Raw genomic sequence first — 23,913 nt, 5'->3', positions numbered from 1 at the left:
TTTATGCTAAAGGAGCTGTTTCTGTTATATGTTGAAGTTGATATAAATTGTAATAAAATCCTCTTTTTCGCATTAACTCTTCATGAGAACCAGTCTCTTTAATCTCACCGTCTTCAATGTAAATAATCGTATCAACATGCGTAATCGTCGCTAATCGATGTGCAATTATAATCGTTGTCCGGTCAGCAGCTAACGTCTGAAGCGCCTCTTGAATATACCTTTCATTTTCTAAATCTAATGCTGAAGTTGCTTCATCTAATATAAGTACCGAAGGATTCTTTAGAAACACTCGTGCAATTGCCACGCGTTGTCTTTGCCCGCCCGATAGCTTCACACCACGTTCTCCAACGACAGTATTATAACCATCTGGTAAGTCTATAATAAAATCATGAATTTGCGCAGCTTTAGCAGCTGCAATCACCTCTTTCTCTGTAGCCTTCGGATTTCCATATAAAATATTAGCTCCAATTGTATCGCTAAACAATAAATTATCTTGCAGTACAATTCCAATATGACTACGCAAATTTCTCATATTATACTTTCTTACATCTATGCCATCTACATAAACCGTGCCTTCAGAAACATCATAGAAACGCGGGATCAAACTAGCAAGAGATGACTTTCCTCCCCCACTCGCTCCTACAAGCGCTACTTTCTCTCCAGGTTGCATAGTTAATGACAAGTTGTGTAATATCTCTTTTTCATCTGCATTATAACGAAAAGAAACATTGTCAAATACAATTTCTCCATTTAATTTTTTCGTTTGTACCGCATTTGGTACATTAACAATATCGTATTTTTCATCTAACAGTTCAAACACACGGTCCATCGATGCAAAAGATTGTGTTAATGTTGTAGATGAATTAACAAGGCGGCGAAGCGGACTATATAAACTATCCATATATCCAACAAAAGCTACCATCGTTCCTAGCGTTAACTGCCCTTGAATTACTTCATATGCTGCAAAACCAATCACAAGTAACGGACCTAAATCGGTTAACGTGTTTACTGCCGAAAATGTTCTTGCCGTCCAACTTGTATGGGTTAATGCTTTCGTTAAAAATTCATTATTTCTTTTTTCAAACTGCTTCCCCTCATACTCTTCTAACGCAAAGCTACGTGTCACTTGCATTCCTTGAATACGTTCATGCAAATACCCTTGCATCGTCGCTAACGCTTGTGAACGCTCTTTCGTCAATTTCCGAAGACGTCCGAAAAAATATTTCACTGCAATTACATAAATAGGTAAAATCAATAACGCAACAAATGTTAATTTTATATTCATAGAAAACATAACAATGATAGCAATAGCAATTGTTGCAGTATCTAACCAGACGTTCATCAAACCAGTAATTACAAAATCTTTCGTTTGTTCTACATCATGGATGACACGCGAAATAATCTCCCCTGTTTTTGTATTGGAGTAATAACGTAAACTTAACTTTTGTAAGTGACCGAAAATATGCTTCCGCAAATCATACAGTATTGTATTTGCGATACGTTGGGCGAAATATTGACGATAATATTCAATCGGTGGTCTTAATACCGCAAAAATAAAGAAAGCAATTCCAATCGCTGTTATTAATTGAGATGTTTTATCTTGAAGTGAGCCAGCGCCTTGAATTACATCATCGATAATATACTTTAATAACCACGGCATAATAAGTGGGATACCGAACTTAACTAGTCCAATAATAATTGTAATAGCAATAAGCCATCGATATGGTTTAACAAATTGTAAATATCTTTTTATGCCTTGCACATAATCCCCCCTCTAATAGGACAAACCTGCCGGGAAGCCCCCTGCAGGTTTGTTTTAATTTCTGTACATTAAATATCGTTCATACCACATATCTACGAAATCTGGTGCAAATGGACCTTTTCTTTGATGAATCCACTGTGTTAAATGTGCTACATTTCGTTTTAAAATTGTATCAATAACAGGTGGATACTGCATAATTTCACTATGTTTTTCATACTCATCTTCATCTAGAAGCGTATATGTCATATCTGGATATACTTTAATATCTAAATCATAATCAATATACTTTAATGCTTCAGGATCATACGCAAAAGGTGAGCTTAAATTACAATAATAATATACGCCATCTTCCCTAAGCATCCCAATCACATTAAACCAATAGTTGGCATGAAAATAACAAATTGCTGGTTCACGAGTAATCCATGTTCGGCCATCCGATTCTGTAACTACTGTACGATCATTCGCTCCGATTACAAGACTCTGTGTCCCTTTTAAAATTGTTGTTTCTTCCCACATTCTATGAATGGAGCCATTATGTTTATAACTATGTATTTGTACTTTTTCTCCTTCTTTGGGAAATCCCATATATGCTCCCTTCTTTCAACTGCAAATGCCCTTTGAACGGCATTCACTTTTTTTCTATTATAACTTTTTTGTCGAAATTTTAAAACTAAAGGGATAAGACTCTATTTTTCAAACTGAATATGCAGGAGGTTTATCGTTGAATACTATGCCCCACCGCTTCTTAGGAGATAAAAGGATTGTACTGTATTATTTATAAGCGAGGACATGTAATAGAAAAAGCCCTTCTCTATTTCCATACAAAGAAGGACTTTTCACCTAAAGATAACAATATATCTTATCCTAAATTTGAAATCATTTTTTCAGTTGCAAAAGATTGAATTACACTATTCGTTTGTTCTTCAAATTTCTCATGTAACATCTTCAACGCTACTTCTGTTCTATATATTTCCTGGCGGATAAAATGCAGTTCTTTTTTATCGCACGTATCTTTTTCATTCATTTCAATTTGTTGATACTTCTCTAGATGTGCTTGTAACTTTAACAATTCATCCATCGTTTCTAATTGCTCCCCTACCAACTTATCAAAATCGTTCATTACTTACCCCCTTTTGGACTTATTCATCAGTTATTATTCCTAATTACATAATTCTAATTGTTAACTTCCTTCTCCTTTGACTACATTTGTTGACTTATTAGAAGTTATGTCGTTCGCTTTCTTTTCATTACAACGATCCACGCAAAAAGAAAACACTTCTCCCGAATTAGAGAAGTGTTTTTCTTTCATTACTGATTTGAGCTAGAAGATTGTGATTGTTTTGCAGCTGACTTAGCATTTTGTTTTTTCACAGAATGCACGTCTGTTTCAGTTGCAAATTCTGTACCATAACTAGCGTTTGCACTTTGTGCACCAGAAGCTTGTGCTTTCTTTGCTTCTGATTGTGCGTTTGCTTGTTTTACAGCTTGTACATCTGTTTCAGTTGAAAACTCTGTACCATAACTAGCATTTGTACTTTGAATGCTAGCACCAGAAGTTGCTTTGTTATAACCTTGTTGTTTTTTACTCATCTTTCTCACCTCCACAATCAATAATGTAACCAATTCACTTAGAAGCTATCCGTAATTTTCTTTTGAATAATTTCCGCATATATCTTTTGTTACTTATTCAAACTATAAGAAATGGAGGTGGAAATATGTATATAGGACGCGATATGACTGAACTAACGATGATTTCAAAAAATGAATGGAAAGAAGATGAATTAGCTTATTTTCATCACTCACTACAACAGGTTCTGCCTTATTTAAATGTAGAAGGGCAAAGTATTTACAAAGAAATTGTAGTAGAAATCGAATCAAGAGGCGGCTTACAAGAAGGTGAAGCTAGTTGGACTCATGGGACAAAAATTTCTTACGATTAAAAAAGTGTTCCCTAGATTGGGAACACTTTTTTATTTATTGCATTGTAATTTTCTCCACACAATTTTCATAAATAGTACGGTGTGATTTTGAGAAAGGTAATTGCTCAAATACCTCTTTCGATACAAATTTTAATGTATCTGTATCAACAATATTACCGGTTACTTTTCCGTAAAATACAAATATATCCCAAGTACGATGTGTAAACGTATGTTGTACATTCATTGCGTATTCATCAATAGAAACCTCGAGCTCAAATTTTTCTTTCATATAATCTATAAGCTGTTCCTTCTGATTTCGAATACCTTCTCCAAGTTCAGCATTAGGAAACTCCCACATGTTAGCTAACAAACCTGTACTTGGACGTTTATTAATAACGTAACGACCGTCTTCAGTTTGAAGTACGCCTGCAACAATAGGTACCATTTTAGGAGCTTTCGCTTTACTTTTTACTGGTAATTCTTTTTGAACACCTTCAGCATATCCTCTGCAATGCTCACGCACAGGACAAAGTAAGCACGATGGATTTTTAGGAATACAAATCAATGCACCTAATTCCATCAATCCTTGATTAAAATAAGATGGGTTTTCTACTGAAATAATTTCACGCACAATCTCTTCAAAAACTTTTCGAGTCTTTGGTTTTGCAATATCATCCCATACTGATAAAATACGAGATAATACACGCATAACATTTCCATCAACTGCCGGCTCTGGTATACCATATGCGATACTTAAAATAGCACCTTTTGTATATGGTCCTACTCCTTTTAACTTTTCAATTTTCTTTACATCACTTGGTACAACCCCGCCGTATACTTCTTTTACCTCTTTTACTGCCGCATGTAAATTACGTGCTCTAGAATAATATCCTAAACCTTCCCATGCTTTTAATACTTCTTCATCATCAGCGTTCGCTAACGCTTCAAGTGTAGGAAACTTCCCCATAAAATTTGCGTAATATGGTTTTACAGCTTCTACTCTTGTTTGCTGCAACATAATTTCAGAAACCCAAACGCGGTATGGATCTTTATTCTTTCTCCACGGTAAGTCGCGCTGTTCTTCTTCAAACCAACCAATTAAATCATTTTGAAACTGCTCTATATTAAAATTGTTTAGTATTTCAAGTGTCAAACTTGATCCCCCTCATTTTTTTGCATATAAGTACTATTATAAAGATTTTAGGAAAAAATTTAAGTAAGATGACATAGGAAATAGAAGGCAAAGGACTTGAGGTATCGAATAAAAAGAGTTACATTAATAAAAAACGGAGGTGGATTTCTATGGACACAGCCACTCACCTTGTTATGGGTATCACTTTAGGTAGCTTAGCAACATTAGATCCAGCCATAGCACAAAGTGATATTGGCCCCCAAGCTGTTATGCTTGCTACAATTGCTGGTTCCAACATTCCTGACATTGACACAGTTTTAAAATTGCGTAATAACGCTAAATATATAAGAAATCATCGTGGGATTACTCATTCTATTCCTGCGGTAATTCTTTGGTCATTCCTTATAAGTGGCATCTCTTTCGCCTTCTTTTCAGAAGCTCCATATCTTCATCTACTACTTTGGTCATTTATTGCCGTCTTTCTTCACGTCTTTGTAGATATTTTCAACGCCTATGGTACACAAGCATTACGACCTTTCACAAAAAAATGGGTCGCACTTGGCATAATTAATACATTCGATACCGTAATTTTCTTTATCCATATACTTGCAATTGCTTGCATGCTCGTCGGTTCTCATAAGGGATATACAGCTTTAGCGGCATATATATTAATGATTGTTTACTATATCGGACGGATTATGATGCACAGAAATATAAGAAGCGTTGTACACAAACGTTTCAAAAATGTCGAAAAGATTATCATTTCTCCTTCTTACCGATTTTATCATTACCATTTAGCAGTCGTTACGGCTGATTATTACTACGTTGCGAGATGGCACCGTGGTAACATCATGATATATGATAAGTTCGATCGGATACCGTTCCCAGACAATAATATTATGCGAGCAGCTAAACAAGATGAAAACATCTCAGCCTTCCTATCTTTCTCTCCTGTATATCGCTGGGATATTTTTGATCATGACCATTATTATGAAGTACGATTCATTGATTTACGATATCGAAGTAAAGATTATTATCCATTTGTTGCAATCGTTCAGCTCGATCACAATTTAAATATTATTAGTTCCTATACAGGATGGATCTTTAGTGAAGAAAAGCTTCGAAAAAAACTGGAATTACTTCCACATTAAAAAAAGCGACTTAAGTCGCTTTTTTTAATGTTTCAAATGATCTTCTTGATTAATTAAATGACTATACTTCGGATTATTTGTCCGCATTTCATGAAGGCGTACACCATGATTATTAATCCATGATCGTACCACTTGTTCCGTCATTTCATCGCCTTGATAACGACCTGATTTTGCATAAGTTGTTTGAAAATCTTCCCATAGTAACTCAACCCACGCACGAGCTTGTGCGTAAGAAAGCTTGTCATTCTTGTCTAATAATTCTTTCGTTAATGTTTCATAAATATCATTCATATTATAATCTCCTTTTACCTATTTATCCCTTCATTTCTAAAGGATAGTTTCTTCAATTTTGCACATTCTATAATTGATACTTCTTAAAGAGGTATCAACCGATAATGAGGAGGGCGTTCGCAATGGGTAAACAAGCCGAATTTTGGTCTGAGTCAAAAAACAACAGCAAAATCGACGGTCAACCGAAAGCGAAATCACGCTTCGCTTCGAAACGACCTAACGGCACAATTAACACGCACCCACAAGAACGTATGCGTGCTGCAAATCAGCAGGAAGAATAGTACAAATTAAATTAACTTCCTACACGAGGTGATAAAGATGAGCTACCGTGATCGCTTAGATAGTCGTTCTGAATTATTTAACCATACGTGGACTCGTCCAAAACATGCGAAAGCACAAGTTAACGGACAGACGCAACAAACCCAGTCTCTCATTATATTGGCAAATGAATGTAAAAAACGCCAATTTTAGAATCTCCTATCTCCTTTAACGCCTACCAAAGATGAAAACCAGAGAGATATATGCTCTCTGGTTTTTATTTTTCTTGCAATAAGGAAATTGGTATGCCAATCTCTTCATTATCATTTTGCTTATATCCCCAAGCAAATACCCCATTGAAATACGTAATTTTAAATAATACACCAGGTTCTTCTACTAATTCATATGTTTCACCAATACGGAATTTGTTTACATCCGTCATATAAGCACGAGCCATTGCCATTTTTCTCATTAATACATCAAATTCATTGACAATCCCAAGCTGCTCAGCTTTTACTGCTTGCTCCTTCAAAGCGCCAATTTCTTCCCTTAGCTCATGCGGTGTCATTTCACTGTAGCGTTTTGGCATATTCATCTTATTCTCCTCATTCCTCTTCGCGTTTCATTTGCAAAAATATCTCGATTTCATCAATAGAGAATCCTTTTCGATATAACGCTTGTTTCATCTTGTTTTCAAATGTCCATCCATCATGCTTCTTATATTTCTCATAATATTTATTCCCATGATAGTGTAACGCTTCTTGTTGCTTTTCGTCATCTTTTTCGTCTTTCAATTCTTCCAAACAAATTTGAATTACTTCTCTAGAATATCCTTTTCGAACAAGCATCTCATCTAACTTTAGTTTCATTTGTAAAAAAGAATGTTTTTGATAAGATTTTTTCTTCTTCTCTATGAGAAACAAGGCATTCTCAATTTGCTTTTCCTTCGGATATTCTTGTAAACTATGTGTAATAATTAAATCCTGAACACCTTTATTTAATAACTCTCTTTTAATAACAGTTGGACCTTTTCGATTCACATTACTTTGCGTTCGCGTATATAAAACAGCATACTCTTTATCATTAATATATCGGTCATGTAATAATTTCGAAACGACTTCAGAGATGATGGCCTGTCCCACTTCTTTTTTTCGTAAAAAATCTTCTATTTCTTGTTTTGTTCTCATTTGATAGGATAAATAGGAGATTGCTTGTAAATATGCTTTTTGTACTTCTTCATTGTACAAAATATTTCCTAACTCGATTTCATCAATTTCTAAGCCTTTTTGTAATCCATGTTTTATTAAGATTACTTGATCCACACTAAATCCGTACTCTTCGCCTTGACCTTTATCAATATAAATATTAAATCGTTCTTTCGATCGTTTTTGTACTTCTATTTTTGTAATGACAGCCATACTCTCACCTCTCTATTATTTTAACATAGTCGAGGAACATTTTTTCTTTTCAAGAATATATATAATGAGGAGGAAATACTTGTGAAAATCGCAATTTCTGGTGGTACAGGCTTTATCGGTAAATCCCTTTCTACTTTTTTTATTCAAAAAGGATATACTGTTTACATTCTCACACGAAAAAAAACTACTGAAACTTCCGATCCTAACCTTCAGTATGTTCAATGGACACCAGATTTACAAACCTTCCCCCTCTCTTCTATTGATATAGTTATTAATCTAGCCGGAGAGTCTATTAATAGTAGATGGACAAAGCAACAAAAGAAAGTCATTTTAAACAGTAGAATTCAAACAACAAAAGGAATCATTAAACAATTGCAGACACTCCATACAAAACCACACACATTTATTAACGCAAGTGCTATTGGATACTATGGAACGTCTGAAATAGAGTCTTTTACAGAACAGCATGAGACTCCTGGAAATGACTTTTTAGCAAATACAGTATATTCATGGGAACAAGAAGCATCTAAAGCACGTTCTCTCGGAATACGAACAATCTACGCAAGATTTGGAGTTGTATTAGGTGCAAATGGAGGAGCTCTTCCCAAAATGCTACTTCCCTATCAATTCTATATCGGCGGCACCATTGGTTCTGGGAAGCAATGGTTATCATGGATTCATATAGACGATGTCGTTCGTATGATGGATTTCATCATACACAAAAAAGAAATTGATGGTCCTCTTAATATGACAGCACCAACACCCATAAGAATGAAGGAATTTGGAGAAAACATTGCAACTATAATGAAAAAACCTCATTGGTTGCCTGTACCTTCATTTATCATTCAAACTTTACTGGGTGAAATGAGCATACTTGTACTAGAAGGGCAACGTGTATTACCCATTAAGGCAATTGAACATGGATACCAATACACATTTCCGGCAATAGACCATGCATTACAAAATATACTTTCGCATACAATGTAGTACTTCTAAAACACAATTTTACATGGGCTCTTTCAAAACTTTCATTTTCTAGGATCCTAAGCATTACCATACAAATAACCTTTCAGTTACTTTCCCTTAACTTCCATTAGCATTATAAAGTAACAGAAATGAGGTACCTATGAAAATATTGCTCAAACAAGCCATTGTATACCCTATTACATCTCAAAAGTTTCAAGGAGATGTACTCGTTACAGGAGAGCGAATTACCGAGGTCAAACCTTTTATTCAACCTACTCAAGATATGACCGTTATAGATGCACGAGCACTCCATCTCTTACCTGGCTTTATTGATGTCCATACTCACCTTGGTCTCTATGATGAAGGTACTGGTTGGGCTGGAAATGATGCCAATGAAACATCTGAAGTTTCAACACCACATATTCGTTCTTTAGATGGAATCCATCCTTTCGATATTGCCTTTCAAGACGCTGTACAAAACGGAATTACAACCGTTCACGTTATGCCTGGCAGTCAAAATATTATCGGGGGTACTACTTGTGTAATAAAAACAGCTGGAACTTGTATTGATCATATGATTATTCAAGAACCTGCTGGTTTAAAGATTGCCTTTGGAGAAAATCCTAAAAAAGTCCATAGTAATGGAACAAAAGAATCCATTACACGTATGGGGATTATGGGGTTACTTCGGGAATCATTCTATGAAGCACAACACTACGGGCACGAAGCTGATTTTAGAATGCTTCCTATTTTAAAAGCATTACGTCGTGAAATACCCGTACGTATCCACGCTCACCGAGCAGATGATATTAGTTCTGCGCTACGCTTTGCAACGGAATTCAACCTCGATCTACGTATTGAACATTGTACAGAAGGACACTTTCTTGTTGAAGAGCTTTCGAAACACAATTTGAAGGTTTCAGTTGGTCCCACTCTGACACGTCGTTCTAAAATCGAACTAAAAAACAAGACATGGGATACTTACCATATATTATCTAAAAATGGTGTGGAAGTTTCTATAACAACAGATCATCCTTATACACCCATTCAATATTTAAATATTTGTGCCGCTGTTGCAGTAAGAGAAGGGTTAGACGAGAAAACAGCACTAGAAGGAATCACCATATTCCCAGCGCGAAATTTGCGTTTAGAGGATAGAATTGGAAGCATTGAGGTTGGAAAAGACGCCGATCTCGTGTTATGGACTCATCATCCTTTCCATTATTTAGCCAAGCCTGTACTAACTATGATTGATGGAAAAATAATTTACAAAAAAAATAAAAAAAACTAGTTTATTTTTTTGACTAGATAAAGTATTATACGATTATAAACTGAATGAAACCATAATCAATTTGTGTCGTGATTATCATTTTCAAATTGATGAATGGGGAAGGCAAATGGTGCGCCACCAGCGTTAGAAACTGGTTCTAGTGGGTTCGATTCCCACCCCGAAATTTTTTAAAGATTGATATAAAAATTTCGAGGGTGGGGTGTTTTTTCGTCATGCTACCCTCGTGTGAGGAGGAGTTAGTATGTTGAAAAAACGCGACTTACACGACAGCCACGTTCTATACGAGTTAATGGTGGATCCAGCTGTCTTCCCTTTTGTGCGTCAAAAGGCTTATTCTTATGAAGAATATTTATTCTTAACAAAACAAACGATTGAAGCTGAAGAACGTGGTGAATTAATTTCACGCACAATTTTAGATGAATGGGGTAACCCTATCGGAACAATTACTTTATTTGATGTGCAAGAAAAAGCTGGATTTCTCGGGACATGGCTTGGCAAACCATATCATGGAAAAGGCTATAACAAATTAGCAAAAGATTCATTTTTTAGTGAACTTTTCTATGAATTAGATATTGAAACAATTTTCATGCGTATTCGTAAAATAAATATTCGTTCTATTAAAGCTGCAGAAAAACTGCAATATGTGAATCTAGCAAACGAAACAAGAAAAGCCGTATATGATGAAATTAACGCAAACGAAGAAGTGTATAACTTATATGAAATTCCAAAAGATCAATACACACTTGCTACAATGCGAGATACAACCTTCCAAGATGCTCATCAATTAAAAGAAGCGTAATCTAAATTTTCTGAAATGATAATCAATCGTTAACATTTTCCATATGCGTATATCCCCTCATGTCTTTGGAAACGATAAATAGTAACTTTAAGACACGAGGTGATTTGTAATGGATAAAAAGAAACGTGATAAAGCAAAAAACACATTATCTAGTACACAAGAAGTTCTCTATCAACGCGAATTTCAAAAAGCAGATCGTGCAGCAGGATATCGCTCGAAAAGCATTTAAAGTGAAAATGAATAATTAGAAGTTTCCCCCCTAATTATTCATTTTCATTACATAATTTTCTCGACTGATAGAAGTAAGCAAAAAAGCCCCTTATACATAAGGGACTTTTTTTGCTGTGGACAACTTTATCCACAAAACCAACAGAATTGTTAGTAATTTTCAAAAACATTTAATATTTTTCTATATTAAAGCATATATCAGCTGTTTTAATTGTGGATATTTTTCTAAAAATTGTGGACAATGTGGATATAGTTGTTAATATTCCGACTTTACTGTTTAATGAAAGCGTAATCCTTTTGTGGATAACTGGCTGAATTTTCTTTGAAAATAATAAAGAACCCTCTTTACATATACAAAGAGGGTTTCATATTAAGTAAAAGATTGTGCAAGAGCAGGTGATTTAATAGGTATATGACGCGGTTCTGCATGATTTTCTGCCAAAATTGCATCTACAATATGACCAGCTGGCTCTGGAAGATAGATGCTTTTCATTGCTTCTTTCATTTGAAGAAGCTTCACATCATCTTGTAATAATGCCTCTGTTTTTGCAAAAACCTCACTATCATCGCGAATGACAACTGCTGCTCCCTTTCTTTCAAAGTACATCGCATTTTCATTTTCTTGTCCTGGAACAGGCTTATATAAAATGACAGGTACTTGCAACGCTGCTGCTTCACTTAATGTTATTCCGCCTGGCTTCGTAATCATACAAGAAGTAACACGGAATAATTCATCAATATTTTCAACATACCCAAACACTTTTAATGCATCGGAATTTTGCTTCTGTAAACTTAATAAATCCTGTTTTAAAGCTTCATTTTTCCCACAAACGACAACTATTTGTAAATTAGGCACTGACATAAATGATTGGCATAGTTCTTTTACATTTCCTAATACCCCATGAGCACCTGCTACAATTAGTAAAATCTTTTTATTCTTACATAACTGATATTTAGTATATATGATTTCCGGATTTACCTTTAACTCAAAACTACTCCGGATTGGAATTCCTGTTTCAACAATTTGTTCCGCAGGTACACCGATATCAACCATCAATTCTTTCACATGATCCGTTGCAACAAAATAACGATCTACTTCTCGATGAATCCATATTTTGTGCACGCAAAAATCCGTTAATACGTTATAGACAGGAATTGAAATACCTGTTTGTTTCTTCAATTCTGGTACAGCGATAATTGGAAATGTATTAATTACAATATCTGGTTTCTCCACCTGTAATAGTGTTTTCAAACGTTTTCTTCCAAAGTTCGCATACCAAGATGCTATTTTCTTATCATAAATTTTTTCTACCCCGTAATAAAACAAACGATATAATTCTTTTCCTATTGTATAACTTTTTAAATATAGATATTTTGTAATGTCAGTTATAAATGGATGTGATTCTCCAAACAAGTCGCATACAATAACATCTTCAATTCCTTTTTGGCGAAATGTTTGTTCTAATGTTTTTGCTACTTGCACATGACCATTACCGTAATGTGCAGTTAATATTAAAACCTTGGGGTTTTTTATCAAACAAATCCACTCCTAGCTTTTTGTTTCTCCATATTGCATATACGACAATAGGAAAAACATTTTCCTTAAAAATTACATAAACAGATTCTAATAATTCCCTTTCAGCTATGTACCTGTCGTGGATATGCAAAGCATATAAGATTGACCCCTTAATCCTATCTGTGCTCATATCTTTACATTATACTTTCCTATAAGAGCTTTCGCAATAACTTACAAATGTTCTCTATTCCATGATACTCACTCTTTTACTTCTTAATTCTTTTTACTATTTTGATTTCCCTTTACAATTATGTAAATTTCTCCATTTATTCCGTACAAAATTATGGATATTCTACTTTCAGTATACTCTTTTATCAATATATACTCTAGATTTTATTGTAAAGAAAGCAAAAAGCCTAATCCAATATTTGGATTAGACCGCTTGTAAAATATATTTAGCATGTTCTACATTTTTCTCAGTAGGTGGTTCTACATTTGCGAGTGGATACTTGTGTCCAAGCGCCTCCCATTTATATACACCAAGCTTATGATATGGTAACACTTCAACTTTTTGAACATTAGACAGACTTTGAATAAAGCTAGATAGTTTTTGTAGATCCTCTTCATTATCCGTAACACCAGGAACTAATACGTGTCGTACCCAAATTGGTTTATTCTTATCCGATAAATAACGAGCAAATTGTAAAATATGTTCATTTGGTTTCCCTGTTAATTTACGATGCTTTTTGGAATCGATATGTTTCAGATCCAATAAAACTAAATCTGTATAATCCATTAAAATATCTAGCTTATTTTGGAATTCTGGTTCCTCAGAATAACAACCACCAGAAGAGTCGATTGTTGTATGGATACCAGCCGCTTTACACTTTTTAAACAACTCAATTAAAAAGTCTAGCTGTAATAATGGCTCTCCACCGCTAACTGTTATACCGCCTCCGGAAGCTTCAATAAATGGAAGGTAACATGTCACATCCTGCATCACTTCTTCAACTGTTATTTCTTTACCTTTACCAATTTCCCACGTATCAGCATTATGACAATATTGACAACGTAATAAACACCCTTGTGTAAATATGACATAACGAATCCCTGGGCCATCAACAGTACCACAAGACTCTACAGAATGTATTCTTCCTTTTACCATGTTACTTCCTCCTTTATTGAAACAGCCTCCCTTCGCTATATATTAAGAGCGAAGGGACACTTTTTTCATTTACATGCTTTCATGCATTGTACGGTTAATTACATCAATTTGTTGTTCACGAGTTAATTTAATAAAGTTTACAGCATAACCAGATACACGAATTGTTAATTGTGGATACTTCTCAGGATGTTCCATTGCATCCATTAATGTTTCACGGTTAAATACGTTAATATTTAAGTGGTGCCCTTCTTTTACTGCATAACCATCAAGCATTGATACTAAGTTACGTACTTGTACATCATCTTCTTTACCAAGTGCTTTCGGAATAATAGAGAACGTATTAGAAATACCATCTTGTGCATCTTCATATGGTAATTTAGCCACAGATAATAATGAAGCTAATGCACCTTTTGTATCACGTCCATGCATTGGGTTCGCACCTGGTGCAAATGGTTCTCCAGTACGGCGGCCATCTGGAGTATTACCAGTTTTCTTACCGTATACAACATTAGATGTGATTGTTAAGATTGACATTGTATGAACAGAATTTCTGTATGTTTTATGTTTACGAAGTTTATTCATAAATGTTTTTACAAGATTTACAGCAATCTCATCTACACGATCATCATTGTTACCGTATTTAGGGAAATCTCCTTCAATCTCGAAGTCAACTGCAATACCATTTTCATCACGAATTGGTTTTACTTTTGCGTATTTAATTGCACTTAATGAATCTGCTACTACAGATAGACCAGCGATACCTGTTGCCATTGTACGAAGAACGTTTGTATCATGAAGTGCCATTTCAATACGTTCATAGCTATATTTATCATGCATGTAATGGATAACATTTAATGTGTTTAAATATAGACCCGCTAACCATTCCATTGTCATATCAAACTTATGCATAACTTCTTCATAATTTAATACTTCAGAAGTAATTGGTGCGTACTCAGGACCAACTTGTGCTTTTGACTTTTCATCTTTACCACCATTAATCGCATATAATAATGCTTTCGCTAAGTTTGCACGAGCTCCGAAGAACTGCATTTGTTTACCGATTCTCATTGCAGATACGCAACATGCAATACCGTAATCATCGCCGTATTCAGGACGCATAATGTCATCATTTTCATATTGAATTGCTGATGTTTTAATAGACATTTTCGCACAGTAGTTTTTAAAGTTCTCTGGTAATTGTTTAGACCAAAGAACAGTTAAGTTTGGTTCTGGAGCTGGTCCTAAATTATCTAATGTATGCAAGAAACGGAATGAGTTCTTTGTTACTAATGGACGACCATCTAATGCCATACCACCGATAGATTCAGTTACCCAAGTTGGGTCACCAGAGAATAATTCATTATAATCAGGTGTTCTTGCGAATTTCACAAGACGTAATTTCATAATGAAGTGATCTACAATTTCTTGTACTTCTTCTTCTGTTAAAGTACCATTTGCTAAATCTCTTTCAATGTAAATATCTAAGAATGTAGAAGTACGTCCAAGACTCATTGCAGCACCGTTTTGCTCTTTAATCGCTGCAAGGTATGCGAAGTATAACCATTGGAATGCTTCTTGTGCATTTGTTGCTGGCTTAGAAATATCGAAGCCATGAGAAGCAGCCATTTCTTTTAACTCTTGAAGTGCACGCATTTGCTCAGATAACTCTTCGCGTAAACGCATCGTATCTTCGCTCATTACACCACCAGTTAAATTCAAATCAGCTTTTTTCGCTTCAATTAAATGATCAATACCATATAACGCTACTCGGCGATAGTCACCGATAATACGTCCACGTCCGTATGCATCTGGAAGACCAGTAATAACACCTGATTTACGTGCATTTCTCATTTCTGGTGTGTATGCATCAAATACACCTTGGTTATGAGTTTTTCTCCACTCTCTAAAAATACGACTAAGTTCTTTATCCATTTCGTATCCATAAGATTCACAAGCTTGTTCTGCCATACGAATACCACCATATGGTTGTAAAGAACGTTTAAATGGTTTATCAGTTTGGAAACCGACTACTTTTTCAATATCTTTATTTAAGTATCCTGGGTCATGTGATGTAATAGAAGAAACAATTTTTGTATCCATATCAAGAACGCCACCGTTTTCACGTTCTTTCGTTGTTAAATCCATTACTTGATCCCAAAGTTGTTTCGTTGCTTCAGTTGCTTCTGCTAAGAAAGATTCGTCCCCTTCGAAAACGTTTACATTATTTAAAATGAAATCGCGAACATCAATCTCTGCTTTCCATTTTTCACCTTTAAAGTTTTCCCATGCGTTTTTAACATTTTCTAATACTTGAGTCATCCTAATCTCCTCCATTTTTGATTAGTACAGGACTAAGATTTTTTATATAACAGCTTACACACTTAGAATACTACTTTTTTACGAAAGTGAACGAAATAGTTGTGACATGTTTGTGAAATATTGAGCAAACTACTATATATATAGTGTTAACTTTATTTAAAAGTCTTTAAAATTAACCCTTTCCTTAATTGTATTTTTTTGGTATCCTTATATACGAGTCCTATTTTGTAATATAAGAACAATACCCATTGTAGAGCTGTAATACTCTTATCTCCTAATCTGTTATAGTTTTTATAACAGAACAAAAAAGTGTACACATGTTGTACACTTTTTTTGTTACTTCTATAAAACATCTCTTTTTCTATTGCCATCATAGAATCCGCCACGATTGTCTGTTAATGCAATTATTTGATCTAGTCCTTCTATATGATCACCTATAATTCGAAGTACAGCTGGTGGATGACCTATTTTAGCAAAATGTTCACTGGGACGAATACGGTTCATCTTATCGACCTCAACACGACTTACACATGCAACTTCAAATCCTGAAAGAATAGCTTTCACTTGGGCTACACACGGCGCCAGTAAAGATCTATACCCAATTTCTTTCAAACACTTACGGCTAAACGCATTCGGTACAGCGATAAGAGAGCCTACGCCTAGATCTTTTCTATCACAAGCTAAATTTAATGCATATTTAAATGCAGTTACAAGATGAAGCGGTACTCTTAAATCTAAATAATGATTTAGATCATTTAATGCAACATCTGTTCCATCTGCAATAGCTTTCGCAAAAGGATACAGCTCACTCGCTGGAATAACAAAATCGCCATCTATAAATAACACAATTTCTCCTTTTGCAAAATACGTTCCAAGTGAGCGCCCCACATCATTTCCGAGTGCTTCTTTATATACAATTGTCGTTGCCCCTTTGTCTTTTGCAATTTTTTTCGTTTTATCTGACGAACCATTTACGACAACGATAATTTCGAAGGGTTCAATGTTGCGAAGCTCTTCTATAACGTTTCCAATTGTTTTCTCTTCATCTTGTACGGGAATAACAACCGATAGTTGCTTTCCTTTATACAAATCAGATGTAACACCCCACCCTTGATAAAACTCTTCAAAACTTAAAGTATGATAGACACTATCCCTTTTCCTATTTCCATCATAATATCCTCCTCGCTCATCACTGCTTAATATCCGTTCTGCTACTGCTTCTATATGATCACCTATCATTCTTTTTTCAGATTGGGAAAGATTTGGCCCATATGCAGCATGCTGGAATGGACGAAATTTATTCGGCGTAATAACGTCAATGGCACAATGACGACTAATTCTCCATTTACTTTGAACTAGGTGTAAATGAGCCACAATAGGATTAACAAAACATTCATATCCGATGCTTTGAACGACTTCTTTCGTCAGCGCATGAGGTACATCTAATAAAGAATTCATTTTTAATTCTTCACGCTCTAACATTGCATTTAATATTTGGCGCCATACTGTAATAGAAGTGGTTTTTTGCCTTTTTAAAAATAATGCATCCAAATTATTTAAAACTACATCTGCCTGATCGTATAAAATCGGATTAAGGAATAATTTTAATTTTGAAGTTGGAATAGCAAAATCACCATCTATAAATAGTAATACATCACCTATCGCATGTTTTGCGCCGACTGCACGTCCAACATCGTTCCCTAGTAGCTCTGTATGCTTGATTACTTTACACCCTAAACGATCTGCAACATCTTCTGTTCCATCATTACAACCGTTTGCTACTACAATGATTTCTACTGGATTTAATGGTCTTACCGATTGAATAACGTCTGAAATCGTATCGACCTCATTACATGCAGGAATAATAACAGATAATGACTTAGCCATTGTTTTGTTCACGAAACCACTTAATTGTTTCCTTCAATCCGTTTTCCCACGTTACTTTCGCCTGAAATTGAACAAGCTCTTTTAATTTTGTTACATCTGGTCTTCTATTTGGAATTTCTTCAAAACCATGAGGATATACTTCTTCAAAAGGCACTTGTACAATCTTCGAAGAAGAATTCGTTAATTTTTTAATTACTTCTGCTACTTCTTTTATACTCTGTTCATTCTCAGAACCTATATTAATAATCTCACCATTTACCTTCTCATCCATTGCCCGAATTGTTGCTTCTACCGCATCACTCACATACGTAAAACAACGTGTCTGCTTTCCATCTCCATATACGGGAATGTCTTCTCCTTGCAGTGCCGCACGGATAAATCGCGGAATTACTCCTGCATACGGACCATCTTTCGCTCTTGGACCATAAATATTAAAATATCGAACAATCGTTACCGGTAAGCCTTCTAATGCGTATCCTAAACATAATGTTTCTTCTAACGTTTTACAAACCGCATAACTCCAACGAATTTTAGAAGTTGCCCCGTACAATCGATCTCCCTCTTCAGAGAAAGGCGGCTTGGCCTTACCATATACTTCTGAAGTAGAAGCAAAAACTACTTTCTTCTTTCCTTTTAGCGCTGCTTGTAAAATATTTCTCGTCCCATCAAAATTCGTTTCTATGAGCTCTATACTTTTTTCCATTGTTGTTTTCACACCTAAAATTGCTGCTAAATGAAACACGACATCATGCTGATCTACTAATTCATAAATAGAATTTTTATCTAAAACACTTATTGGAATAACACGGATTTCTTTCATTAACTCTTTATGGTACTTATTTTTACCTTTATAAAAGTTATCCACAACAGTGACCTCATAACCTCTTCTCATCAACTCTTCAGCTAAATGTGACCCGATAAATCCGGCTCCACCTGTAATTAAACATTTCTTACTCATTTACTCACCTTCTTTACAATCCCGCGTGTATCTATTACTCGGTCTATTCCTTTAAAAAGCTTCCAATCAATATTAGAATGATCCGTTAAAATTAAAATACAATCCGCTTTTTTAACTTTTTCTTCATCTAAAGAAACAGATTGGTACACCTTATCTCCAATTTCCGCGGAAGAAATATAAGGATCATGATATTCTATCTCGTATCCTTGATTTCTTAATAATTGAATAATCGGTAACGCTGGTGATTCTCTCAAATCATTTACATCTTTTTTATACGCAATCCCTACAATTAACACCGTTGCAGGTAATTGCACCACACTTTTTACTTTCCGGACCATTTTCTCTGGCATTTCTTCATTAATTATATGTGCAGCCTCAATTAATTGACTAATTGCTCCATTCTTTTTTATTCTCCATTGAAAATATAAAGGGTCTACGGGAATACAGTGTCCCCCTATCCCTGGCCCTGGCCAATACGGAGTAAACCCAAATGGTTTTGTAGATGCCGCTTCAATGGCCTCATAAAAATCAATGCCTAAACTTTCACATAGTGTGTTTAGTTCATTTACTAAAGAAATGTTAACTAAGCGCTGAATATTTTCAAATAGCTTGCACATCTCTGCTACTTTCGGAGAGCTAACAGGTACAACTTCGTCAAAAATGGTACTATATAAATCCTGTACCTTTTGTTTACACTTTTCTGTTTGTCCACTAATAACTTTTGGAATAGCTTGAACTGAATATTGACTATTTGCTGGATCAATTCTCTCAGGGGAATATCCGATATAGAAATCTTCCCCTACCTTTTTACCATTTTGAGAAATAATAGGTAGGATGACTTCTTCAAGTGTGCCTGGATATGTGGAGCTTTCAAAAATGAAGGTTTGTCCTTTTTGAAGGTTTTGTTGTATATAATGCGAAGCTGAAATGAGGGCACTTAAGTCTGGTTCTCTTTGTTCATTAATTGGAGTCGGGACAGTGACAATAACATAATCACTATTTTGAAAATCAGCAATGCCTTGATCCGGTGTATTTACTGTTAATTTTTTTTTCGTCAATAAACTTTGTAACTCTTTAGAAGAAACATCCGGAATATAACTTTCTCCTTTTATAATTGAGTCTATTTTTCTAATATCTTTATCTAATCCAAGTACTGTATGCCCTCTTTCTGCAAAATGTACCGCTAAAGGAAGGCCAACATACCCTAGCCCAATAATAGCTACTTTACTACTATTCATTTGTATTCTCTTCTTCCCTTCTCAATTGTTGAATTACATCTCTATCTCTATCTCCATCTGTAAAACCACCACGTTCGTCCGTACATTGTAATAAATACGCAACCGCTTCAAGTTGATCACCGAAAATACGATCAAACGCTGAAATACGCCCATTTACAAATTCGTGTTGCTCTGGACGTACTCGATTTGTTTTTATAACATCTACTAACTCTACTGTTGTAATAGAGAATCCTTCTAAAATAGCTTTCACTTGTGCTAATGGCGGAATGATAAGGGAATCATATCCTATTTTCTCTATTACCTTCTTATGAATGGCATGTGGTACAGCAGTTAGTGAGTTATTCCATAAATCTGGTCGTTTCGCTATCAAATTCACAAAGTATTTTCCCATACTAATTGGATCTGCTGGATGAAACATATCTAATAAGCATTGTAAATCATTTAACACCACGTCATTTCCATCTTCAACAGCATGTAAAAATAGAGTGAGTTTTTTTGCTGGAATAACAAGATCACTATCAACGAATAAACAAATATCTGCCGTAGCATGCATGGCACCTATTGCTCGTGCTACATTATGTCCAAGCGCCTTCGTAAATTCAACAACAATAACATTCTCTAGCTTTGCCTGTTTAACAGTCTCAACATCTGCTCCATTCGCGACAACTATAATTTCATCTACACCTGCTTCTTTCACTTCTTTTATAACAGACTTTATGGTCATTTTCTCTTCTGATACTGGGATAATGGCACTATATTTCGCTTTATTCTTTTGTAATAAAACTGGTTTATACTTTCCTACAAACTCTCTATCTCTATTGTCCTCTGAAAAACCACCGCGTTTACCATATGTTTCGATTACGTATTGTAAAGCTCGCAAATGATCACCCATAATACGACTAGTCGCTTTCGGATAAGGAGAGCCAGGTGATGTACCAGTATGCACAGGACGAACTTTATTTGTGTAGATGACATCAACTGAAGCCATATCAGAAATATCTACTCCTCTAGACATCGCCATCGCTTGAAATAATGCTGGATCTGCTAAATTCCACCACCCCAGTTTTTCAATCACTTTACGACTTATCGCATGTGGTATTGCAATTAAAGATCCTACAACAAACTCTTTCTTGTTCAAATAACGATTTAACATATATTTTCCAACCGTCGTATAATGCGGTCTCATCTTCAAGTAAACGGACCATGTTAAATTATTTAAAACAATCTCATGTCCTTGTCGTATTCCTTTAATAAAATTGTATAATTCTTCACTTTTCATGACGATATCACCATCTAAAAACAAAACAATCTCGCCTTTTGCTTCTCTAGCACCAATTGCCCGTCCCACATCATTACCAAGAGAATATCTATAATAAATCACACGGCAATTATGCTGTAATGCTATTTCCTTCGTCCCATCTGTCGATCCATTATCTACTATGATAACTTCATATGGTTCGAGCTTTCTTACCTCTACTAAAACTTTTGATAAAGTACTTGCTTCATTATGCACTGGAATAACAACTGACACTCTCATACTTGTATCACTCTTACCCTTCCAAGCGAACATAAGCAATAATAGGAATACGCACAACTACATCTTCTGGTGGTCCATAAGAAGGAGAAGTACGAACAATTACTGCCCCATCCGTCACAGATAAAAGAACGCCTACAATGATTTCTACGGCTGTCACAACTTGCACTAGTTCTCCAACATGGTTACGTAATTCATCAGTAAATAACATATATAACTCTCCTTTCTTACGCTTCTTTAATTGATATAATACTTGTAAATGGTAATAAAACTTCAGTTCCTATTCCTTCTTGCAATGTTAAGAAGTCATCACCAACTGCTACAATAACACCTGTTAATTGTCCAACTGTCACCGTAATTTCTACGTTTTTACCTAAATACTGCTTTGCAATTTCTTTAAAAGGTGATGTATTGCATTCTTTTAAAATGTTACAAATAATAGATTGAAATCTACTTGATTCAATAACTTCTTCCGTAGCTTGCTTAGAGTTTCTTTGAATAAATCTCGCGAAGTTTTGTGAAAATAAAAGTCTTTCCACAGCAGGCAATAACTTATTATCTAAAAAATAATCTAATTGTCTATTAAACAATCTTGATAATTTATGCCAATATTTTCTGAACAGACACATACACTTCTCCTCCTATTATTTTTAGATTATAAAATTTTACATCCATACATCTTAATGTATACAAAATGGATATTTTTGTGATAGGTAAGACATACATTTTCTAAAAGAAATATTTGTTTCAGAGCATAAAAAAAACTATCCAACAGGATAGTTTTTTACACTTCAATATTCCGCAATATCGAATAAATGTCATTATTCACTTTACCAAATGATTTAATATTATTTTGAATGTTAGATAATAAAACAACATATACACTACCATTTTTACTAAATCCGTTTAAGCAATTCCAACCTGGCATTACACCATGATTCGAATAGCTTCCTGGGTCTACGTACCATCCAAACCCGTAATCCTTTTTTCCACCCGTAAACATTTGATCGTAACTCTCTTTTGAAATTAATTTTCCAGAGAATAGTGCTTCGTTAAATAAATATAAATCATGCGCACTTGTGTATATATCACCACAACCATATAGTTGTGACATGCTTGGAATATTAGGTGTTGTCATATTATTATTTACTATTTTATAACCCGTTGATGGGAATCTTGTTTGTTCTAACGCTGTGCCAAAGCCAGAATGTTTCATACCGGCAGTGGCAAAAATATGTTGTTTAATATATTCTTCGAGTGACTGCCCACTTACCTTCTCTGCAATATAAGCAAGTATAGAGTAGTTCGAATCAGAATACTTCCACTTCTCTCCTGGACCACCAATACGCTTTTGATTTCCTATCCGCTTTATCAGTTCTTCATGAGAAATATCTTCTTTTCCCTGCTCATATTCGGGAATCCCTGATGTATGTGTTAATAGATGTTTTAGCTGAATATTATTACCTTGTGGAAAATCTGGAATATACTTCGCAACAGTATCTTCTACTTGTAATTTATTTTGATCTTTCAATTGCATAATAGCAGTTGCTACAAACGCCTTTGAAATAGAACCAATATAAAAAGTCGTCTCTGAATTATTCGGTACTTGCTGCTCTTTATTTGCCATACCATACCCTTTATTCAGAAGAACTTTTCCGTTCTTCACAATAACAGCTGTCCCGCTAAATCCTGCGTTTTGTAAATACTGGTCCAATTGAGCGTTTTCATTAATTTCTTGAGGTGGCCCTTCAGCAGGTTTCTCCGCTGCTTGCGCTTGCTTCATTTGTTCTTCCTGCTCTTTTTGTTTTTGCTTCTGTACTTCTTGTTTCTTTTTTTCTTCTTTCCTTTTTAACTCTTCTTGTTTCTTCATTTCTGCTGCCGCTTTTAAAGTTTCTTCTTTCTTATTATGCGCAACAATTTTTGTATACATGAAATATACAAGTGATAATAGTAAGACGAGAATGATTGTTCTTTTTATGTATACAATCGGCCGATGTGCTTTCCCATTCGCATTATTTTTTTCCTGATCCATAATTGCTTTTTTCCCCTTACTCACCAATAATTTAATTCCTCTACTAAAG

At 35.0% G+C, this 23,913-nt stretch carries 27 protein-coding genes; 8 read left to right on the top strand and 19 right to left on the bottom strand.

Going from position 1 to position 23,913, the window contains the following annotated elements:
• Position 1: 1 nt before the first annotated feature.
• From ACZDYH_RS22765 to ACZDYH_RS22750, 4 genes are all read right to left on the bottom strand, one after another.
• Positions 2-1,762 (bottom strand): ABC transporter ATP-binding protein, encoded by a 1,761-nt coding sequence (locus tag ACZDYH_RS22765; RefSeq protein WP_001161598.1) that lies wholly within the window; start codon positions 1,760-1,762, stop codon positions 2-4.
• A gap of 54 nt (positions 1,763-1,816) precedes the next feature.
• Positions 1,817-2,347 carry a nucleoside tri-diphosphate phosphatase gene (gene ntdP, locus ACZDYH_RS22760; RefSeq protein ID WP_000506622.1) on the bottom strand — a complete coding sequence of 177 codons (531 nt, stop codon included), beginning with the start codon at positions 2,345-2,347 and terminating at the stop codon, positions 1,817-1,819.
• Between the two features lie 274 nt (positions 2,348-2,621).
• Positions 2,622-2,882, bottom strand: a complete 261-nt coding sequence (locus ACZDYH_RS22755) for a YgaB family protein (RefSeq protein WP_000997575.1) — start codon at positions 2,880-2,882, stop codon at positions 2,622-2,624.
• 188 nt (positions 2,883-3,070) lie between these two features.
• Entirely contained in the window at positions 3,071-3,352 is a 282-nt protein-coding gene (locus ACZDYH_RS22750) for a gamma-type small acid-soluble spore protein (protein WP_000039046.1), read from the bottom strand.
• Positions 3,353-3,477: 125 nt separating this feature from the next.
• On the opposite strand from ACZDYH_RS22750, the gene ACZDYH_RS22745 reads away from it, so the two are divergent.
• Positions 3,478-3,702: a hypothetical protein gene (locus ACZDYH_RS22745; protein WP_000275436.1), complete on the top strand. Its 225-nt coding sequence runs from the start codon at positions 3,478-3,480 to the stop codon at positions 3,700-3,702.
• 34 nt (positions 3,703-3,736) lie between these two features.
• Here ACZDYH_RS22745 and mutY read toward each other — a convergent pair whose 3' ends face one another.
• Positions 3,737-4,834: an A/G-specific adenine glycosylase gene (gene mutY / locus ACZDYH_RS22740; protein ID WP_000171397.1), complete on the bottom strand. Its 1,098-nt coding sequence runs from the start codon at positions 4,832-4,834 to the stop codon at positions 3,737-3,739.
• A gap of 149 nt (positions 4,835-4,983) precedes the next feature.
• Here mutY and ACZDYH_RS22735 point away from each other — a divergent pair, with 149 nt between their 5' ends.
• Positions 4,984-5,964, top strand: coding sequence for a metal-dependent hydrolase (locus ACZDYH_RS22735; protein ID WP_000379109.1), 981 nt, complete (start codon positions 4,984-4,986; stop codon positions 5,962-5,964).
• Positions 5,965-5,988: 24 nt separating this feature from the next.
• On the opposite strand, the gene ACZDYH_RS22730 is transcribed toward ACZDYH_RS22735, so the two are convergent.
• The gene (locus ACZDYH_RS22730; RefSeq protein WP_000998166.1) at positions 5,989-6,255 is read right to left on the bottom strand and encodes a YfhJ family protein; all 267 of its coding nucleotides are present in this window, start codon (positions 6,253-6,255) and stop codon (positions 5,989-5,991) included.
• A gap of 122 nt (positions 6,256-6,377) precedes the next feature.
• Here ACZDYH_RS22730 and ACZDYH_RS22725 point away from each other — a divergent pair, with 122 nt between their 5' ends.
• A complete protein-coding gene (locus tag ACZDYH_RS22725) occupies positions 6,378-6,536 on the top strand; it encodes a small, acid-soluble spore protein K (protein WP_000517891.1) in 159 nt (52 codons plus the stop codon).
• A gap of 37 nt (positions 6,537-6,573) precedes the next feature.
• Positions 6,574-6,726: a YpzG family protein gene (locus tag ACZDYH_RS22720; RefSeq protein WP_000122093.1), complete on the top strand. Its 153-nt coding sequence runs from the start codon at positions 6,574-6,576 to the stop codon at positions 6,724-6,726.
• A gap of 64 nt (positions 6,727-6,790) precedes the next feature.
• Here the strand turns inward: ACZDYH_RS22720 and ACZDYH_RS22715 are convergent, their stop codons facing one another.
• Together ACZDYH_RS22715 and recX are read right to left on the bottom strand one after the other, a co-directional pair.
• Positions 6,791-7,108, bottom strand: coding sequence for a YfhH family protein (locus tag ACZDYH_RS22715; RefSeq protein WP_001057025.1), 318 nt, complete (start codon positions 7,106-7,108; stop codon positions 6,791-6,793).
• Positions 7,109-7,118: 10 nt separating this feature from the next.
• Positions 7,119-7,931, bottom strand: a complete 813-nt coding sequence (gene recX / locus ACZDYH_RS22710; RefSeq protein WP_000268502.1) for a recombination regulator RecX — start codon at positions 7,929-7,931, stop codon at positions 7,119-7,121.
• 81 nt (positions 7,932-8,012) lie between these two features.
• On the opposite strand from recX, the gene ACZDYH_RS22705 reads away from it, so the two are divergent.
• From ACZDYH_RS22705 to ACZDYH_RS22690, 4 genes are all read left to right on the top strand, one after another.
• A complete protein-coding gene (locus tag ACZDYH_RS22705; protein WP_000684379.1) occupies positions 8,013-8,918 on the top strand; it encodes a TIGR01777 family oxidoreductase in 906 nt (301 codons plus the stop codon).
• A 139-nt stretch (positions 8,919-9,057) separates the two neighbouring features.
• On the top strand, positions 9,058-10,188 hold the full coding sequence (locus ACZDYH_RS22700; RefSeq protein WP_000698317.1) for an amidohydrolase: 1,131 nt from the start codon (positions 9,058-9,060) through the stop codon (positions 10,186-10,188).
• A 241-nt stretch (positions 10,189-10,429) separates the two neighbouring features.
• A complete protein-coding gene (locus ACZDYH_RS22695; protein ID WP_000914737.1) occupies positions 10,430-10,987 on the top strand; it encodes a GNAT family N-acetyltransferase in 558 nt (185 codons plus the stop codon).
• Between the two features lie 109 nt (positions 10,988-11,096).
• On the top strand, positions 11,097-11,216 hold the full coding sequence (locus ACZDYH_RS22690; protein WP_000358482.1) for a YfhE family protein: 120 nt from the start codon (positions 11,097-11,099) through the stop codon (positions 11,214-11,216).
• Between the two features lie 369 nt (positions 11,217-11,585).
• On the opposite strand, the gene ACZDYH_RS22685 is transcribed toward ACZDYH_RS22690, so the two are convergent.
• The 11 genes from ACZDYH_RS22685 to ACZDYH_RS22635 all read right to left on the bottom strand — a co-directional run bounded on the left by ACZDYH_RS22685 (position 11,586) and on the right by ACZDYH_RS22635 (position 23,864).
• Positions 11,586-12,752: a diglucosyl diacylglycerol synthase gene (locus ACZDYH_RS22685; RefSeq protein ID WP_000594690.1), complete on the bottom strand. Its 1,167-nt coding sequence runs from the start codon at positions 12,750-12,752 to the stop codon at positions 11,586-11,588.
• 412 nt (positions 12,753-13,164) lie between these two features.
• The gene (pflA, locus tag ACZDYH_RS22680) at positions 13,165-13,896 is read right to left on the bottom strand and encodes a pyruvate formate-lyase-activating protein (protein ID WP_000238458.1); all 732 of its coding nucleotides are present in this window, start codon (positions 13,894-13,896) and stop codon (positions 13,165-13,167) included.
• Between the two features lie 69 nt (positions 13,897-13,965).
• The gene (gene pflB / locus ACZDYH_RS22675) at positions 13,966-16,215 is read right to left on the bottom strand and encodes a formate C-acetyltransferase (RefSeq protein WP_000195471.1); all 2,250 of its coding nucleotides are present in this window, start codon (positions 16,213-16,215) and stop codon (positions 13,966-13,968) included.
• A gap of 152 nt (positions 16,216-16,367) precedes the next feature.
• On the bottom strand, positions 16,368-16,589 hold the full coding sequence (locus ACZDYH_RS22670) for a hypothetical protein (RefSeq protein WP_002094217.1): 222 nt from the start codon (positions 16,587-16,589) through the stop codon (positions 16,368-16,370).
• Positions 16,558-18,102, bottom strand: coding sequence for a glycosyltransferase family 2 protein (locus ACZDYH_RS22665; RefSeq protein ID WP_166695291.1), 1,545 nt, complete (start codon positions 18,100-18,102; stop codon positions 16,558-16,560). Before ACZDYH_RS22665 ends, ACZDYH_RS22670 begins: the two co-directional genes overlap by 32 nt.
• On the bottom strand, positions 18,095-19,060 hold the full coding sequence (locus tag ACZDYH_RS22660; RefSeq protein ID WP_474887221.1) for an NAD-dependent epimerase/dehydratase family protein: 966 nt from the start codon (positions 19,058-19,060) through the stop codon (positions 18,095-18,097). The genes ACZDYH_RS22665 and ACZDYH_RS22660 overlap by 8 nt, the downstream gene beginning before the upstream one ends.
• On the bottom strand, positions 19,057-20,298 hold the full coding sequence (locus ACZDYH_RS22655) for a nucleotide sugar dehydrogenase (RefSeq protein WP_001088924.1): 1,242 nt from the start codon (positions 20,296-20,298) through the stop codon (positions 19,057-19,059). Before ACZDYH_RS22655 ends, ACZDYH_RS22660 begins: the two co-directional genes overlap by 4 nt.
• Positions 20,291-21,835, bottom strand: coding sequence for a glycosyltransferase family 2 protein (locus ACZDYH_RS22650; RefSeq protein ID WP_243871056.1), 1,545 nt, complete (start codon positions 21,833-21,835; stop codon positions 20,291-20,293). The genes ACZDYH_RS22655 and ACZDYH_RS22650 overlap by 8 nt, the downstream gene beginning before the upstream one ends.
• 13 nt (positions 21,836-21,848) lie before the next feature.
• Positions 21,849-22,043 carry an LSm family protein gene (locus tag ACZDYH_RS22645; protein ID WP_000899470.1) on the bottom strand — a complete coding sequence of 65 codons (195 nt, stop codon included), beginning with the start codon at positions 22,041-22,043 and terminating at the stop codon, positions 21,849-21,851.
• Between the two features lie 16 nt (positions 22,044-22,059).
• Entirely contained in the window at positions 22,060-22,461 is a 402-nt protein-coding gene (locus ACZDYH_RS22640) for an LSm family protein (RefSeq protein ID WP_000335531.1), read from the bottom strand.
• A gap of 155 nt (positions 22,462-22,616) precedes the next feature.
• The gene (locus ACZDYH_RS22635; protein ID WP_088362198.1) at positions 22,617-23,864 is read right to left on the bottom strand and encodes a serine hydrolase domain-containing protein; all 1,248 of its coding nucleotides are present in this window, start codon (positions 23,862-23,864) and stop codon (positions 22,617-22,619) included.
• Positions 23,865-23,913 lie beyond the last annotated feature (49 nt).

Source organism: Bacillus sp. EB V-12, from assembly GCF_056158125.1.
The sequence above is the reverse complement of the archived record's forward strand: the minus strand, read 5'-3'. Positions and strand labels throughout refer to the sequence as shown.

Coding starts and splice junctions, on each gene's coding strand:
- ntdP (WP_000506622.1), bottom strand. CDS start 2,347: ATGGGATTTCCCAAAGAAGGAGAAAAAGTACAAATACATAGTTATAAA.
- ACZDYH_RS22755 (WP_000997575.1), bottom strand. CDS start 2,882: ATGAACGATTTTGATAAGTTGGTAGGGGAGCAATTAGAAACGATGGAT.
- ACZDYH_RS22750 (WP_000039046.1), bottom strand. CDS start 3,352: ATGAGTAAAAAACAACAAGGTTATAACAAAGCAACTTCTGGTGCTAGC.
- ACZDYH_RS22745 (WP_000275436.1), top strand. CDS start 3,478: ATGTATATAGGACGCGATATGACTGAACTAACGATGATTTCAAAAAAT.
- ACZDYH_RS22735 (WP_000379109.1), top strand. CDS start 4,984: ATGGACACAGCCACTCACCTTGTTATGGGTATCACTTTAGGTAGCTTA.
- ACZDYH_RS22730 (WP_000998166.1), bottom strand. CDS start 6,255: ATGAATGATATTTATGAAACATTAACGAAAGAATTATTAGACAAGAAT.
- ACZDYH_RS22725 (WP_000517891.1), top strand. CDS start 6,378: ATGGGTAAACAAGCCGAATTTTGGTCTGAGTCAAAAAACAACAGCAAA.
- ACZDYH_RS22720 (WP_000122093.1), top strand. CDS start 6,574: ATGAGCTACCGTGATCGCTTAGATAGTCGTTCTGAATTATTTAACCAT.
- ACZDYH_RS22715 (WP_001057025.1), bottom strand. CDS start 7,108: ATGAATATGCCAAAACGCTACAGTGAAATGACACCGCATGAGCTAAGG.
- recX (WP_000268502.1), bottom strand. CDS start 7,931: ATGGCTGTCATTACAAAAATAGAAGTACAAAAACGATCGAAAGAACGA.
- ACZDYH_RS22700 (WP_000698317.1), top strand. CDS start 9,058: ATGAAAATATTGCTCAAACAAGCCATTGTATACCCTATTACATCTCAA.
- ACZDYH_RS22695 (WP_000914737.1), top strand. CDS start 10,430: ATGTTGAAAAAACGCGACTTACACGACAGCCACGTTCTATACGAGTTA.
- ACZDYH_RS22690 (WP_000358482.1), top strand. CDS start 11,097: ATGGATAAAAAGAAACGTGATAAAGCAAAAAACACATTATCTAGTACA.
- pflA (WP_000238458.1), bottom strand. CDS start 13,896: ATGGTAAAAGGAAGAATACATTCTGTAGAGTCTTGTGGTACTGTTGAT.
- pflB (WP_000195471.1), bottom strand. CDS start 16,215: ATGACTCAAGTATTAGAAAATGTTAAAAACGCATGGGAAAACTTTAAA.
- ACZDYH_RS22670 (WP_002094217.1), bottom strand. CDS start 16,589: ATGATGGCAATAGAAAAAGAGATGTTTTATAGAAGTAACAAAAAAAGT.
- ACZDYH_RS22665 (WP_166695291.1), bottom strand. CDS start 18,102: ATGGCTAAGTCATTATCTGTTATTATTCCTGCATGTAATGAGGTCGAT.
- ACZDYH_RS22660 (WP_474887221.1), bottom strand. CDS start 19,060: ATGAGTAAGAAATGTTTAATTACAGGTGGAGCCGGATTTATCGGGTCA.
- ACZDYH_RS22655 (WP_001088924.1), bottom strand. CDS start 20,298: ATGAATAGTAGTAAAGTAGCTATTATTGGGCTAGGGTATGTTGGCCTT.
- ACZDYH_RS22650 (WP_243871056.1), bottom strand. CDS start 21,835: ATGAGAGTGTCAGTTGTTATTCCAGTGCATAATGAAGCAAGTACTTTA.
- ACZDYH_RS22645 (WP_000899470.1), bottom strand. CDS start 22,043: ATGTTATTTACTGATGAATTACGTAACCATGTTGGAGAACTAGTGCAA.
- ACZDYH_RS22640 (WP_000335531.1), bottom strand. CDS start 22,461: ATGTGTCTGTTCAGAAAATATTGGCATAAATTATCAAGATTGTTTAAT.
- ACZDYH_RS22635 (WP_088362198.1), bottom strand. CDS start 23,864: ATGGATCAGGAAAAAAATAATGCGAATGGGAAAGCACATCGGCCGATT.